Annotated in this window: 13 protein-coding genes; 3 read left to right on the top strand and 10 right to left on the bottom strand. The window is 46.4% G+C overall.

Going from position 1 to position 15,194, the window contains the following annotated elements; genetic code table 11:
• Positions 1–243 precede the first annotated feature (243 nt).
• Positions 244–2,379, top strand: a complete 2,136-nt coding sequence (locus tag LZ23_RS14080) for a cache domain-containing protein (protein WP_045215063.1) — start codon at positions 244–246, stop codon at positions 2,377–2,379.
• 181 nt (positions 2,380–2,560) lie between these two features.
• On the opposite strand, the gene LZ23_RS14075 is transcribed toward LZ23_RS14080, so the two are convergent.
• A complete protein-coding gene (locus LZ23_RS14075; protein ID WP_198146003.1) occupies positions 2,561–4,198 on the bottom strand; it encodes a Na/Pi cotransporter family protein in 1,638 nt (545 codons plus the stop codon).
• Positions 4,199–4,357: 159 nt separating this feature from the next.
• Here LZ23_RS14075 and LZ23_RS24735 point away from each other — a divergent pair, with 159 nt between their 5' ends.
• Positions 4,358–4,537 (top strand): hypothetical protein, encoded by a 180-nt coding sequence (locus LZ23_RS24735; RefSeq protein ID WP_052507397.1) that lies wholly within the window; start codon positions 4,358–4,360, stop codon positions 4,535–4,537.
• Positions 4,527–5,387, top strand: coding sequence for a lipoyl synthase (lipA, locus tag LZ23_RS14065; RefSeq protein WP_045215062.1), 861 nt, complete (start codon positions 4,527–4,529; stop codon positions 5,385–5,387). The genes LZ23_RS24735 and lipA overlap by 11 nt, the downstream gene beginning before the upstream one ends.
• Before the next feature lie 87 nt (positions 5,388–5,474).
• On the opposite strand, the gene pnp is transcribed toward lipA, so the two are convergent.
• The 9 genes from pnp to nusA all read right to left on the bottom strand — a co-directional run bounded on the left by pnp (position 5,475) and on the right by nusA (position 15,163).
• Positions 5,475–7,676: a polyribonucleotide nucleotidyltransferase gene (gene pnp / locus LZ23_RS14060; RefSeq protein ID WP_045215060.1), complete on the bottom strand. Its 2,202-nt coding sequence runs from the start codon at positions 7,674–7,676 to the stop codon at positions 5,475–5,477.
• Positions 7,677–7,887: 211 nt separating this feature from the next.
• A complete protein-coding gene (gene rpsO / locus LZ23_RS14055; protein WP_045215059.1) occupies positions 7,888–8,151 on the bottom strand; it encodes a 30S ribosomal protein S15 in 264 nt (87 codons plus the stop codon).
• 135 nt (positions 8,152–8,286) lie between these two features.
• The gene (gene truB / locus LZ23_RS14050; protein WP_045215057.1) at positions 8,287–9,192 is read right to left on the bottom strand and encodes a tRNA pseudouridine(55) synthase TruB; all 906 of its coding nucleotides are present in this window, start codon (positions 9,190–9,192) and stop codon (positions 8,287–8,289) included.
• Positions 9,189–10,148 (bottom strand): DHH family phosphoesterase, encoded by a 960-nt coding sequence (locus LZ23_RS14045; protein ID WP_045215056.1) that lies wholly within the window; start codon positions 10,146–10,148, stop codon positions 9,189–9,191. The genes truB and LZ23_RS14045 overlap by 4 nt, the downstream gene beginning before the upstream one ends.
• Positions 10,132–10,458 (bottom strand): 30S ribosome-binding factor RbfA, encoded by a 327-nt coding sequence (gene rbfA / locus LZ23_RS14040; RefSeq protein ID WP_045215054.1) that lies wholly within the window; start codon positions 10,456–10,458, stop codon positions 10,132–10,134. The genes LZ23_RS14045 and rbfA overlap by 17 nt, the downstream gene beginning before the upstream one ends.
• A gap of 1 nt (position 10,459) precedes the next feature.
• Positions 10,460–10,747, bottom strand: coding sequence for a DUF503 domain-containing protein (locus LZ23_RS14035; protein WP_045215053.1), 288 nt, complete (start codon positions 10,745–10,747; stop codon positions 10,460–10,462).
• A 3-nt stretch (positions 10,748–10,750) separates the two neighbouring features.
• Entirely contained in the window at positions 10,751–13,438 is a 2,688-nt protein-coding gene (gene infB / locus LZ23_RS14030) for a translation initiation factor IF-2 (RefSeq protein ID WP_045215051.1), read from the bottom strand.
• Positions 13,431–13,664 carry a YlxR family protein gene (locus tag LZ23_RS14025; RefSeq protein ID WP_045215049.1) on the bottom strand — a complete coding sequence of 78 codons (234 nt, stop codon included), beginning with the start codon at positions 13,662–13,664 and terminating at the stop codon, positions 13,431–13,433. Before LZ23_RS14025 ends, infB begins: the two co-directional genes overlap by 8 nt.
• Positions 13,664–15,163 (bottom strand): transcription termination factor NusA, encoded by a 1,500-nt coding sequence (gene nusA, locus LZ23_RS14020; protein ID WP_084591067.1) that lies wholly within the window; start codon positions 15,161–15,163, stop codon positions 13,664–13,666. The genes LZ23_RS14025 and nusA overlap by 1 nt, the downstream gene beginning before the upstream one ends.
• Positions 15,164–15,194 lie beyond the last annotated feature (31 nt).

The following is a 15,194-nucleotide window of genomic DNA, read 5'->3' as shown; positions in this document are numbered from 1 at the left end:
GCAAATTTTGTAGTTGATGGACAGCAAAGATTATTTTATACAGGCTTGACGGGTTGAGTATATTTACAAAAAAATAATTTATTTGATATGTTGGGCATTTTTTCATGTCTTTTTTGACATTTTGGTTATTTTTTAGCGTATCTCGGGCTGGGCGAGCTATAAATCGGTATTCACTTAACCTTAATGGGGATAGTGTTCAAAATTTCTCTGAAATGCTCAAGTTTTATATGCTGGAGGTAGTGCATGTCTGATAACTCTGTTGAACGTTATAAAACCATTCTGCTGGCCAATATGCGGGAAATAAACAACTATACCCAGAAGTTTTTTTCTGTAAACAAGCGCTGGGAAGGCGCCATTACTGCCGGGCTTATAGAAACTGCTCACATGCCTGCAGAGGCGACCATGCTTTTTTCACCCCTTATCAAGGACATGCGTGCTACAAAATATAAATTTACTGAAATTCAGGATCAGCTTGTTGATGCCCTGGTGCATGAGGCTGTGAACAAGTCTGTCAGCAGTCTTACAGATCAGGCAAAGTTTGCTATTAACATATTAATGCGCAATCTTTTTGAAAGAACAGCAGATGTTGGTTATCTCGCCACGGACTCAGAGATTATTGATTTTCTTTACAGGTGTGCTGCAGGCTTTGATGAATCAGATGATTACCATGACTGCAGCCTTTTAATTCATGACAGACTCAAGGACTATCAGTATGAGTACACTGTTTATTTTGATATCATTATCATGGATGTTCATGGCAGGGTTATGGCACGGTTTGATGAAAATGAGCATGTTGAATACTCGAAAGATCCGATTGTGGGGCAGACTCTATCCGTAGATCTGCAAGATGACAGGAATCCTGATAAATATGTAGAAGTTTTCAGACCTTGCGATCTGTTTCCCAAAAGAGATAATGTGTTGATTTATGCCCAGAAAATTGAACACCCATCAACAAAAGAGGCCTTGGGAGTGCTTTGCCTGTGCTTTAATTTCGAGGAAGAAATGGAAGGAATTTTTAATGACCTCCTGGGGCAGGACCGTGCTGACAAACCCCTTTTATGTATAATTGATAAACAGGATGTGGTGATAGCATCAAGTAATCAGGATCTCGTGTCAGTTGGAAACAGGGTGCAGCGGGTTCTGGATGATGATTTCAAGGTGGTAAGCTATCAGGGTAGTCCCTATTTAAGCACTACTGTTGTTACTGATGGGTACCAGGGATTTTTCGGGCTGCCCTGGTATGGTCATGCCATGATTGGTCTGGACAAGGCACTCAATGAAAGTAAAGAGGATAAACAGGAACATGAATCCATTATATCCAGACTGGACCAGTTCGCGCCAGGCCTCACAACGATTAAGCGTGAGGCTGAAGAAGTTCTCGACGACATGAAAAATGACAGTATGAATGGTCAGGTCAAGGCGGCAAGGTTTCAGGCTGACGGTTTTGTGGAAGTGCTTCGTTTTGTTGGTGAAATTGGTGATGAAATAAACAATATTTTTTCAAATTCTATTCAGAGCATGCAGGAAAAGATTGTCTCCACACTCTTCACCGAACTTTCATTCAGAGCTTTTCAGGCCAACAATATTGCTGATAGAAACCTTTATGAACGGGCCAATGATGTATGCTGGTGGGCTTTGACACCAATGTTTCGCAGCCTTCTGGCTTTACAGGAAGAACGTAAAAGCCTTGACCGTGATGATCTGCATAAACTGACGAAAAATCTGCAATATATAAACAACCTCTATACACCTTACCTGCGTCTGGTCCTGGCTGACACCAAAGGTAAAATTACAGCAGTATCCAATCCTCCTGAAGAGCTTGAAGAGCGTCTTGTCAATCAGGAATTTCCACGAGGGCAGGAATTTGTTGGTAAAAACCTTGATCATCAGCTGGTGAATGCAGCCATGGGACTTAAAAGCAGCAAGGAATATTGTGTATCTGAATTTAATCCTTCCGAGCTTTATGGCGGGCGCAGGACATATATTTATTCAACAGCAGTAAGGCATCCTGATGATTTGAGCAGACCAGTAGGTGTCATACAGATTGTATTTGATTCTGAACCGCAGTTTAAGTCCATGCTGGAGGACACTCTTCCCAGAGATAAGTCCGGAGAGGTCTTGGCAAACAGCTTTGCTATTTTCTGTAATCGCAATAAAATGATTATCTCATCCACAAGTTCCCAATTCAGTCCCGGAGATATTATTCCTCTGGATGATTTTTTTTTCAGCATGGAAAGAGGCAGGCAGTATTCAGGAAGTATAGAACTGCAGGGCAATACTTATGCGGTTGGGTGTCAGGTCAGTGAAGGTTACCGTGAATACAAGGTCAAAGATGGCTATGTTAATGATGTTGTCTGTCTTGTGTTTGTAAGGTTATGAGTAACAGTTAAGCCACCTGCTTGAGGCAAGGAAGGACTGCTTCCCCGGCAGTAAATCTGGTTGTAATTGAGATTGAAATTATTTTCTGCTTTCCTGGAAAGGGGCGAAAGTAATAACTGCTTAGCCTGCTGACAGGGAACCAGTTCGCTGCAGCCTGTACTTTACAAGTTTGGCTGCAGTGTTAAGAGTTGCTGGAAAGCATAGTGTCATTTTGATCACTGCCAAGGTAGTGACAGATCCTCCATATATGGTAGCAGACCCTGTCCAACCAGCGCATGGCGTCCAGAAATTCCAGTGCGAGAGAAGGTTCCCATGTCCCACCTGCTGTCTGACCTATGACCAGTGGACGTTCCTGCCTGCGTAATTCTGCAAGTTCTCCGGCCTTTTGTTCCACCTTTGCAGTCCAGTCGCCCCCCTGTTTGTCCTGTAGTCCGGACAATGCCAGTTCCAGAAGCTCTCCGGCAATTTTTAAAGCTGGCTGAAGTTCCTGCCTGGTCAACATGAATCTTACACGCGCAGGAGGGTAAAAATGGGTGGTCAACCTCATGAGATGATCCAGAGCATGCATCTGGTTAACCCTGTTATTTGATAAGGGTTCTTCTTCTGATGCATTTGGAATCCGTGCAAAAAACTCCCTTGTTTTATCAAGAGCTTCCTGGACCATAATTAGAGAGCGCCCTGCATTGTGTCTGTGATTGTACATTCCAGCATAGACTCCCTGCAGTAAAAGTATCGCGCTCTTCTTCATGACCCTTTTGGTTGCTTCCATGGCCACAAAAGGGGCATGCAGCAACGAATCGTCAAGGTGCCTGGTAAGCTCTGGACCTTTGTCCGGCAGGGTTTTCTCGATAAATCTTGCAAACCTGCCGGCAAAAGGCAGAAAGATCACAACCCCCACAGCAATGAAAAAAGTATGAAATGCGGCCAGGCTGACAGCTCCGGGATCAAGACCGAGATATGACTGCATAAGACCAATGATCCACAAAAGTCCAGGCAGAAAAATAACTGCTATGAGGCCGGTAGCAAGATTAAAGAGCACATGAGCCAGGGCTGTACGCCTGGCAGGGACACTGGCACCAATTGCCGCCAGAGCACCGGTTACAGTTGTTCCGACAGCAGCTCCAATGACCAGTGATGCTGCCTGATCAAAACTTACAGCTCCAGTATGCAAGGCAGTCAGAGTTGTGGCGACAGCAGCGCTGGATGACTGCATGACTACAGTCATGAGGGCGCCGATGGTCATGGCCAGCAGGTGACCCCACAGACCAAATGAAGGAAGCTGAGCCAGATTGAACTGAGTGGATATAACCCCCATACCTTCCTGAAGAGATTCTATTCCAATAAATATGAGTCCGAATCCAGCCATAGCCATTCCAAAATATTTCCAGCGGCTTTGAGCCAGGAGCTTCAAAAAGGCTCCAATCCCTACAAGCGGCAGAGCGTAAAAACCAACGCTGATCTTAAGGCCTAATACGGAAACAATCCAGCCGGTGCCTGTTGTTCCAAAACTTGCCCCGAGGACCACACCCACTGCATTGGGAAAAGCCAGCAGGCCGGCACTGACAAACCCGATAACTGTTACTGTGGTGGCGCTGGATGACTGGACCATCATGGTGGCCAGTGTACCGGAGGCAAACGCCTTGAGAGGGGTGCCGGTAAAACGCATTAAAGCTTTTTTAAGAGACTGTCCGGCAAATGATTTCAGTCCGTCGGTAAGCAGTATCATTCCCAGCACAAACAGGCCGATTCCACCCACAAGCTTAAACAACATGGCTATCATAGGACGATTTTTTATCAGTTTGGTGAAAAAATGCAACATGAAAGACAAGTCCTGGTAAGGACGGTTTTTCCTTCCATAGTGAATGTCGGATTTTTGCGGGCAGCCAGTAGTCAAAATCTGCAGAGGACTTATGCTTACAGGGTAGTACTCCATTAGTCTTTAAACCACTCAGGCCCCATAGAATTGATCAGGGATATTATGAGTGTGGATGCCATGGTCAATACAGCAGTACTCAGTTCTCTCAATGACATAGTGTTTCATGAGTTGACCGAAGGCCTGGGAGTTATTATGAACTTGCCTTTGTTATCAAAAAGAAAACATGCAGCAGTGCTTGCTCAAAAGCTCAGAAAACTATCAGCGAAAACCTGTGAAAAATAATAATTTTCCACGAAAACCACCATGGCTGCGTGTGCCTTTGCCAGTTAAAAGCGAATTCACACAAGTGGACAGGATGCTTGCCGATGCAAAAGTTCACACGGTTTGCAGAAACGCAGCCTGTCCAAATATTTATGAGTGCTTCAGCAGAAAAGTGGCAACCTTTATGATCCTGGGGGACAAGTGTACCCGGGGCTGTACATTTTGCAATGTAGGCCAGGCTAAGCCCGAACCAGTGGACCCTTCAGAACCTCAAAAGATTTCTCAGGCTGTGTCCAAGCTCGGGCTGAAGCATATTGTAATTACATCCACTACCCGCGATGATCTGAAGGACGGCGGATCAGGACAATTTGCAGCGGTACTGCATAGACTTAAGCAGGATCATCCCAGAGCAACCCTTGAGGTATTGATACCTGATTTTCAGGGCAGCCTTGATGCTCTGGAAACAGTTATGGCTGCGAAACCTGATGTTATCGGGCACAATTTGGAAACCATAAGACGTCTGTATTTGAGAATAAGGCCCGGAGCTGATTATGAACAGAGCCTGGGGCTTTTGCGTCATGTAGACAGACATGGTGGGGGAATCGCTGTTAAAACAGGTATAATGGCAGGGTTGGGAGAAACTGATGATGAGATACTGCAGGTTCTCGAAGATACAGCAGCAGCCGGAGTTCATGTGGTGACGATTGGTCAGTATCTGAGGCCATCAATGCAGAAAGTTTCTGTAAAACGTTTCGTGCCTCCGGAAAAATTCGCAGGGTATAAAAAAGCAGGTGAAGAAATGGGATTGAAAATGGTCTGCGGTCCTTTGGTCAGAAGCAGTTACCATGCTGACAGGATTATGAACCAGTGATGAACACGGAGGCAGCATGACTGCCTCCGCGTTCAAGTCATCCATGCTTGAGGCCTGTTATTCAGGATTCAGCTTTTGTTGTCTTTATTATCTGCGGCCTCTCGGGGGACGCCCCTTGTCTGAGCTTCGTCCTTTGGGACCAGGCTTGAAGGCTGCAGAGTCTATATCAAACTTTTCACCATTTTCTTCCATAATTACAGCCATCCTGCTCAGACGAATCTTGCCGCGATCCCCAACTTCAATAACCTTGACTTTTATTTGGTCACCAATCTTGACTACATCACCGACCTTATCAATGCGTTTGGTATCAAGCTGTGAAATATGAACCAGTCCGTCAACTCCAGGAAGGATCTCGACTACTGCACCAAAGTCCAGAATTCGTTTTACTTCACCAAGGTAATCCTTGCCAAGTTCCGGCTTTTGATTAAATACCATGATCATTTCCTTGGTTTTTTCAAGGATTTCGTGGGTGGCGGAGAAAATGGTGATTTTTCCAGTGTCTTCAATATCTATGGATGAGCCGGTTTCAGCTGTAATGGCCTTAATGTTTTTGCCTGAAGGGCCAATAACATCTTTGATTTTATCTGTATCCACATAGACAACTTCAGTCTTGGGAGCATATTGTGAAAGCTCTGATCTCGGTTCAGCTATGGTTTCTTTCATGCCGTCAAGAATAACCTTTTTAGCTTCTCCAGCCTGCTCAAGCGCCTTATACATTACATCCATGGGAATGCCCGGAATTTTAATGTCCATCTGAACCGCTGTCACACCACCATAGGTTCCGGCAATCTTGAAATCCATATCACCAAGATGATCTTCATCGCCAAGAATATCTGTTAGAACGAGATACTCGTCTCCTTCCTTGATAAGTCCCATGGCAATACCGGCAACAGGTTCTTTGATGGGTACTCCGGCATCCATCAAAGACAGGGTGCCGCCGCAAACAGTAGCCATGGATGATGAACCATTGCTCTCCATGACTTCAGAGACTATGCGGATGGTGAATGGAAATTCTTCTGCAGAGGGCAGTACTGGAGTGATGGCTCTTTCAGCCAGCATGCCGTGACCGATCTCCCTTCTTGAGGGACCGCGCAGAAACTTTACCTCACCTACACAATAGGGGGGAAAATTGTAATGCAGCATGAATCTTTTAGTGCTGTCTCCGGTCAGGGTCTCAATGCGCTGTTCATCAGAACTGCTGCCAAGAGTGGCCACGCACAGGGATTTGGTTTCTCCCCTGGCGAAAAGGGCTGAACCATGGGTCCTGGGAAGCAGCCCTATTTCCATGGTCAAGGGTCTGACTGTGGTAAGATCACGTCCATCAATGCGGGTTCTGGTCTGCAGAATTTTTTCGCGCACAATGGACTTTTCCAGTTCTTCAAGAATTTTGCCAACCTTATCTAGCCTGTCCGGTTCTTCAGAAAATTGGGTGGATAGATCCTCTTTGACTCTGGAAAAGCAAAGTTTTTTGGCTTCTTTGCGCTCCATTTTATCTGGAATGGACAAGGCTTTGGAAAGCTCATCAGAGGTTAGATCAGAAATAATTTTTTCAAGCTCTGGATCCGTGTCAGGCTCAACGTTCAGGATAATCTTTTCCTTTCCGCACAGCTCGCGCAATTTTTCCTGAGCCTCAATAATGGGGATTATTTTTTCCTGTCCCCAGTTTATAGCATCAGCTATGATTTTTTCCGGCAGAAAGTCAGTAATACCTTCCACCATGACCACTCCATCTCTCGTGGCCGCAACTATAAGATTGAGATCGCTTTGTTCAAGAAGTTTTTCACTGGGATTGAGAACAAATTGTTCATCAATATACCCGATTCTGGCTCCTGCGATGGGTCCGCTGAAAGGTATTTTGGAAATATGCAGAGCGGCTGAAGCAGCGCTGATGGCCAGGACATCAGGGTCATTTTCAGAATCCGCAGACAGAACTGTGGCAATGACCTGCACCTCATCACGAAATTCTCCTGGAAAAAGCGGGCGAATGGGGCGGTCAATGAGTCTTGAAACCAGTGTTTCCCTGTCGCTGGGCCTTCCGATTTCTCTTTTAAAATAGCCGCCGGGAATTCTGCCGGAAGCATAAGACATTTCCTGGTAATTTACGACTAATGGAAAGTATCCGGGGTCGTGCTGCATGGCCTGGGTCACTGCTGTGACCAGAACAACAGTGTCTCCGGCTCTGACAACAACAGAACCGTCTGCCTGGTTAGCCAGTTTGCCGGTTTCAAAAACAATTTCATTGTCTCCGGCCGTGGTACTGGTTTGAATAGTTTTAAATTTGTTTGCCATGTTAAATAATCCTTAATTATAGGTTTGTTTTTTAAGTGTGGTGTTAAAGCGGGGTTTAATCTTGAAAAAGTTCATTCAGGAGCAATCGGGATGTAAGAACCGAAGCATTCTCATCAGGATCCTTCAAAGGGATGTCACGCGCACGGTCTGAAAAGGCTGGAGCATGGGTGCGGCCACAGAATGTATCTGTGGCCCGCATCCGATGCTGAATTTACTTTCTAAGACCCAGGCGGGAGATAATGTCGCGATACCGTTCAACATCCTTGTTTTTCAGGTAGTTGAGAAGGTTTCTTCTTTTTCCTACAAGCTTGAGCAGGCCTGTTCTGGAATGAAAATCCTTTTTATGGGTCTTGAAATGCTCGGTTAGATACTTGATTCTCTCTGTTAGCAGCGCAATCTGCACTTCTGGTGATCCAGTATCGTTGTCATGTTTTTTGTAATCATCAATAATTCGGGCCTTTTCCTGGGGCTCCATAACCACAGCGCTATCCTCCTGAGTTTGACTGTTTTTTTAAACCTTACCGCAGCCCTGGTTCATCTGACTTATAGTCTGCCATGTCAGCAGAACATGAAGTTATGATGCATCTCAAGGTTAACGATGTCAGCCAGTTTAATGGCTGGTCCACAAACCGCGTTTAACGGTCCACATCCAACGACCATCCCGGGAGTGTTCCAAAGCAGTCAGAGCCAGAGGTTCACCACTGGAATCCACCATCAGGGCCATTTCATTTTCCTGAGCTTTGACTTCAGGAAAAGATGATGCCTCAATGGGGTGTCCGTGGCGAACCTGGCGAGCATTGTTGCTGTCTAATTTCAGTCTTGGCCAGTGTGCAAGGGCCTGACTGATGGACAGGGCATAGTCCTGCCAGGAATCTGCCTCCATTAGTCTGTCAAGCTCAACTGCCTGGCCCAGGCTGAAGGGATGGCTTTTTTCCCGGATAAGCTTTGTCAGTACGGCACCGCACTCAAGTCGTTTCCCCAGGCTGTGGGCCAGGGAACGTATGTAGGTGCCTGCTGAGCAGGTTACCCGAAAAAATATTGAGGGAATATCAATTTTAATGATTTCCGCTCTGAAAACTTTAATATCCTTAAACTTTACTGGAACCTTTTGTCCAGCTCTTTGCAGGGCATGTAAGGGCCTGCCTTTATGTTTGGCTGCTGAAACAGGCGGAACCTGCTGGGACAGGAGGGATTCCCATTCCAGGACAGTTTTTTTGATCAAATCCGGCTGTACGTGGGAATAATCATACTCCTGTTGAACTATGCCCTGAATGTCATAGGTGTCTGTCTCTAAACCAAGACGCAATTCTCCGTAGTAGGTTTTGCGTCCATCCATGATATAATCAGCCAGTTTGGTGGCCTGACCCGCCAATACCACCAGAACGCCAGTGGCCATGGGATCTAAGGTGCCGGCATGCCCCAGTTTTTTAATTTTAAATTTTTTTTTGATCTTGTTGAGGCAAGCAGCAGAAGTAGGGCCATGGGGCTTGTTCAGAACAATGACTGCGCTGTTCATGAGAGCTGTTTCATGGCAACATCTAAAAGTTGACTGGTGGCATGATCCATGGAACCGTAAATTATCCCGCCCGAGGCATTCTTGTGGCCTCCGCCACCCAGTTCCCGGGCCATGGACTGTACATTTATATCACCTGAAGAGCGCAGGCTGAACTTGATTTTCCCTGGTTCGTCTTCACGTACCGATATGGCCACATCAACGGATTTGACATTCCTTACAGCGCTGACCAAGCCCTCGCAATCATCAGGGGTTGTTCCTGTTTTGTCCAGCATTTCCTTAGTAACACTGACTAATCCGATGCGGTTATCAAGATGAAATGATGACTGTTGCATGGCCAGTCCATGCAGGTGCAGTCTGCCTACAGTCCACTGGTTGAGGATAACCGGATTGATGCGTCCGGGAACAAGGCCGTTGTTAATAAGCCTGGCTGTCAGCTCCAATGAGTGAACACTGGTATTGCCATAGCTGAAAAAGCCTGTATCAGAAACCAGGGCAAGATATATGCCCTGAGCCAGAGGGCCGGAAAGTTCAATGTCAAGTTTTTCAGCGATGGTGGCTACCATCTCCCCAACGGATGAAGCATCGGTTTTGATCCAGTTTATATCACCAAACTCAGGGTTGCCAAGGTGATGATCGATGTTGATTATTCTGCCTGAAGCGTTGCCTGCTAATTTTTCTCCGGCCCGGTCCAGATCCCCGCAGTCCAGGACAATCATCCACTCGTGCTTGCCAGGCTCATATTCATGGGAAACTGAAGCCGGCCACTTAACCCAGTTGAACTTGTCGGGTATGGGACTTTCATTGTACACACAAAATTTTTTGCCCAGGGTCTGCAGAATAAATGCCATGGCAGACATGGAGCCTATGGCGTCACCATCCGGGTTGACATGGGATGTAATGAGAAAATTGTTGCTTTGCTTCAGAACCTGGATAATTTTATCAAGACTTTCCATCATATACCATTTCCTCAACAAATGAGTCCCATGTAAAACGAAGGTCTGGCACGTAGCGCAGTCTGAGATTTTTTCCCAGAGTTGTGCGCATGAACCCCCTGGCTTTTTGCAGGCTGTCTTCAAGTTCGCTGGATTGTCCATTGTAATGGGTATACAGAACTTCAGCAATACTGAAGTCTTTATTCATGCGGACTCCTGTTATGGTCAGAAGCTCCAGTCTGGGGTCCTGAACTTCCTGGACAATAATCCGGCCCAGTTCGCGCATAATTTCATCGGCCATTCGGGATGACCTTCTTGTTGTTGATCTTCGCATTTCAGGCTCCAAACACGTCTATTTTAACTTCAATAATTTCATCGGCAGTAATGGCTTCCACCATGGCCAGGGCCTTGTTAAGTATTTCTTCAACCCTTACCTTCTCATTGGCCAGAGTGACCATGGCCACTTCAAGATAGTCAAGATTATCAATAAATCCTGTTTCAGCAACTGCCAGGTTGAATTTATTCTTCAGTTTTTGTTTGAGGCTGTTGCTGATCTTTCTTTTGGCCTTGAGAGATGTGACTCCATACAGGCGAAAATTAATCTGCAGGGTTCCAACTATCATACTTTACAACGTAGCCTTTTCTTCAACTTCTTCAAAAGCTTCTATGATATCACCGATTTTGATATCATTGTATTTTTCCAGACCTGCCCCGCATTCGTAACCCTTGGTTACTTCCTTGACATCATCCTTGAACCTTTTGAGGGAATCAAGCTTGCCGGTGAAGATGACAACACCGTCACGCAAGAGCCTGACCTTGGCATTACGGGTAAGTTTTCCGTCAGAGACCATGCAGCCTGCCACAGTGCCCACTTTGGGTACGCTGAATGTCTGGATAACTTCTGCCTGCCCAAGGTATTGCTCCTTGATAATGGGGGCCAGCATACCGGTCATGGCATCCTTGATATCATTTACCAGGTTGTAGATGATGTCATAGAACCTGATTTCAACGCTTTCACGCTCGGCTACATCCTTGACTCTGGCAGTTGGCCGGACATTAAATCCGATTATGATGGCATTGGACGCTGAAGCAAGGAGAATATCGGATTCTGATATGCCACCTGCTCCGGCATGGATAATGTTAATCTTGACAGTATCAGTGGACTGCTTGTGAAGGGCTTCGGAAATGGCTTCGAGAGAACCCTGAACATCGGCCTTGAGAACAAGGTTAAGATTCAGCACTTCCCCGTCAGCCTTGGCAGCAAGAAAACTTTCCAGAGTGATTTTGGATTCCTTGGCCAGGTCCTTTTCCCTTTGTTTGGTCTGTCTTGTTTCAGCAATTTTGCGTGCTACCTTTTCGTCGGCTACTACAACAAACTCATCTCCAGCCTCGGGCACGCCTTCAAACCCCTGTACTTCTACAGGGGTGGATGGACCGGCAATGTCAATTTTGCGACCTTTGTCATTGAACATAGCCCGGACCTTGCCATGGTAAAGGCCACAGACAAATGCATCGCCCTGTTTCAGGGTACCGTCCTGAACCAGCAGGGTTCCAATGGCTCCACGTCCCTTGTCTAACCTTGCTTCAACAATGTGACCCACAGCACTTTTATCCGGATTGGCCTTGAGTTCCAGCACCTCAGACTGAAGGAGAACCATCTCCAGAAGATTGTCCAGCCCGGTCTGCTGTTTGGCGGAAACCTGGGTATAGATGGTATCTCCACCCCAGTCTTCAGGCACCAGATCCAGTTCAGCCAGCTCGCGCATAACTCTGTCAGGGTTTGCTCCTTCCTTGTCCATCTTGTTGACAGCAACAACTATGGGAACTCCTGCCGCCTTGGAATGGCTTACTGCTTCCCTGGTCTGATCCATAACACCATCATCAGCAGCAACTACCAGGATTACAATATCCGTAACCTGTGCTCCTCTGGCACGCATGGCAGTAAATGCTTCGTGGCCGGGAGTATCCAGAAATACCATGTCACCACGCGGAGTCTCAACATAATAGGCTCCTATGTGCTGGGTGATGCCGCCTGCCTCGCCTGAAGTAATTTTGGACTCGCGTATGGCATCAAGCAGAGAAGTTTTGCCGTGGTCAACGTGTCCCATGATGGTGACCACAGGAGATCTGTGCTTAAGATCTTCAGGTGCATCCTGCTCTTTGGGTATCATGAATTCATCTTCTGAAAATCCGGTCTTCTCAACTTCATAACCATACTCAGCCGCTACAATAGCTGCTGTATCAAAATCAATGGACTGGTTGATGGTGGCCATTATGCCAAGTCCAAGCAACGTCTTGATGATATCCTGAGCCTTAACGCCCATTTGTCTGGCCATATCCGCAAGGCGGATGGCTTCATCAATTTTAATCTTTTTCTTGGATGTCTTTATGGGCTGAGTCTGGGCCTTGGCCTTCTCATCAAGCTTGTTTTTCTTATCCTTTAAGAGCTTTAATTTTCCACCGGTTTTATCAGCAACCTTGGTTGACTTCTGTTTTTTAAAGCTGATGGAGGCTTTCTTGGTTTCTTCGCTATCTTTATAGTATTCCTTGAAGTCCACCACTCGTTTATCCTTGCGCCCCTTTTTCTTTTTGCGTTTTTTCTTGCCATCATCCTCTTCCGAGTCTGCAGGCTTGGGGGCTGCGGTGACTGCAGGTGCTGCTGGTTTAACCTGATCAACAGGAGCTGCAGGCTTTTCAGGGACAGGATCAGGTTTGGAGATGATTCTTACTTGTGCTTCTGCAGGGGCTTTCTTTTTACGGGCAGGCTTTTTTTCCTTGACCGGTTTTTCAGGCTTATCTTCTGGAATGGTTTTGGGGGGCTGTTTTTTCAGATCTTCTTCAGCAATGGCTTCAGGGGCTGTTTCTGAAGGCTGCAAAGGGTCTTCCTTGACAGGTGGTTCAGCCTGTACATCAATCGGCTCCTGTTCAGCAGGAGTATCATCGGGCAGGGTTGCCTCGGTATCTGCCTTTTGGACAACAGAGGGTTCAGCCGTCTCCTGAGATACGAGTGCCTTATCCTGCTCTGTTTCTTCAGGTTTTTCTTCAGGTTTTACATCAGGTTCTTCTTCAGACTCCGGTTCGGGCGCTACCCGCTTTCTGCGTCGTAAAATGACCCCGGACTTGGTGACCTTCTGAGTAACTTTTTCCACAGGCTGACTTGAATAGTACTCACGAACCTGCCGGGCCTGATCTTCATCAAGACTGCTCATATGACTTTTAACTGTTATGCCCAAATCCCTCAGCAGATGGATTAATTCCTTATTGGAAATGCCCATTTCCTGGGACAATTCCCTTACCCTTATTTTCTCAGACATTCTTTTCTACCCCCTTGCACTTATGAATCCATCCCCTGAATTTAATAATTTTTTCAGCGCATTCCGTGTCAGCGCATGTATAAAAACCCCGCCCCTGAGCGATTTTGTCCGGGTCCGGCATGAGTTGGTCCTGGCCATCTTCGGGGCATGTGTATCTTAGAAGCAAGTGCCTGGGTTTTTTTGATCTGCAGATTACACAGGTTCTTTCCGGCACATGCTTGGTCATTACTTATTTTCCTGATTATCGGGCTCTGATTCCACCTGGAGTGGATCAGTGTTGTGTGCTGTTTCATCGCTCAGCTTTTCCTGATCATGCTCACCCTGCTCCATGGTCTGGTCATCATCTGAATCAGGCAGGCTGCTGTCATCCGGCATCTGGTCTGGCTCTTTTCCCTCAATGACCGGATCAGCTTCTGGTGCTAAATCTTTAACTTCAGCATCATCTGCAGACTCTTGAGCAGATTGTTCATGATCATGCTCCTCGGTTTTCTCTTCCTTGGGAATCAGGAAGTTGATGGCGCTTTTAAGATTTTGAAGATTTTCCTGGTTCAGCCCGAGTTTGTCCATAAGTTCTTCATCAGAAGCCTGCAGGAGCTGATCCAGACTTTCAAAGCCCTGCTTAGCGAATTCACTGGCTGATATTTCAGCTGCACTGGCCAGCTGATCAATGATCTGCTGGTGTTCGTTGATCTGTCCGTATCTTGTTTCAGTGTAAACATCTATTTTCCAGCCCAGAAGGGTTGAGGCAAGTTTAACATTCTGGCCTTTTTTACCAATGGCTGGAGTCAATTGATCATCGGGAACAACCACTTCCAGGGTCTTGTCATCATCATCCACAGTGATGCGTGAGATTCTCGCCGGAGAAAGGGCATTGGCAGCATAAGCAGCAATATCCGGTTTCCAGACAACTATATCAATTCTTTCGCCCCTGAGTTCCTGAACAATATTTTGAATACGAGATCCCTTGACACCAACGCATGCACCTACAGGATCAACGTCTGAATCTTTGGACAGCACCGCAACTTTGGCTCTTTTGCCCGGATCTCTGGCCACATTCATTACTTTGATGGTGCCGTCGGATACCTCGGGAACTTCACGCTTGAAAAGTGCGGACATATAGTCAGGATGTGACCGAGATACAACGATTTGTGGAGTTCGACTTTCTTTGCGCACATCGATAATAAAGGCTTCAACTCTGTCTCCCCTGTGGAAGCGCTCTTTGGGAATCTGTTCTGAGCGCGGCAACACGGCCTCGGTTCTTCCCAGATTGATAATCCAGCCTGATCGGTCCCGGCGCTGAATAATGCCGCTGGTTATTTCACCAATGCGGTCTTTATATTCTTCATAAATGATTTCCTGTTCTGCATCACGCATTTTCTGGATTAGAACCTGCTTGGCGGACTGGGCTGCTATTCGGCCCAGATCTTTTATTTCCAACTTGAAGCCCAGTTCGTCATCAATCTGCGAGTTGGGTTCATGCTCCAGGGCATCTTCCAGGTTAATTTCATTTTCAGGGTCATATACTTCGTCCACAACGATTTTGTACTGATGCACATCGATTTCACCGGTATCTTCATTAAAATTAACTTCAATATCCAGCATGTTGGAATATTTTTTATTAACAGAGACGCGGACAGCTTCTTCAAGGGTGTCAATGAGCATGTCTCTGTCAATCCCCTTGTCTTTGCTGATCTGATCTATGGCTTTCTTTAAATCAAGGCTCATTGCCTTCCTCCGTAAAAATGGTGGTATTGTA

It is taken from the genome of Desulfonatronovibrio magnus, from assembly GCF_000934755.1.
In the GTDB taxonomy this organism is placed as follows: Bacteria; Desulfobacterota; Desulfovibrionia; order Desulfovibrionales; family Desulfonatronovibrionaceae; genus Desulfonatronovibrio; species Desulfonatronovibrio magnus.
Note: the sequence above shows the minus strand (reverse complement) of the source record. Positions and strands in the feature narration are given on the sequence as shown.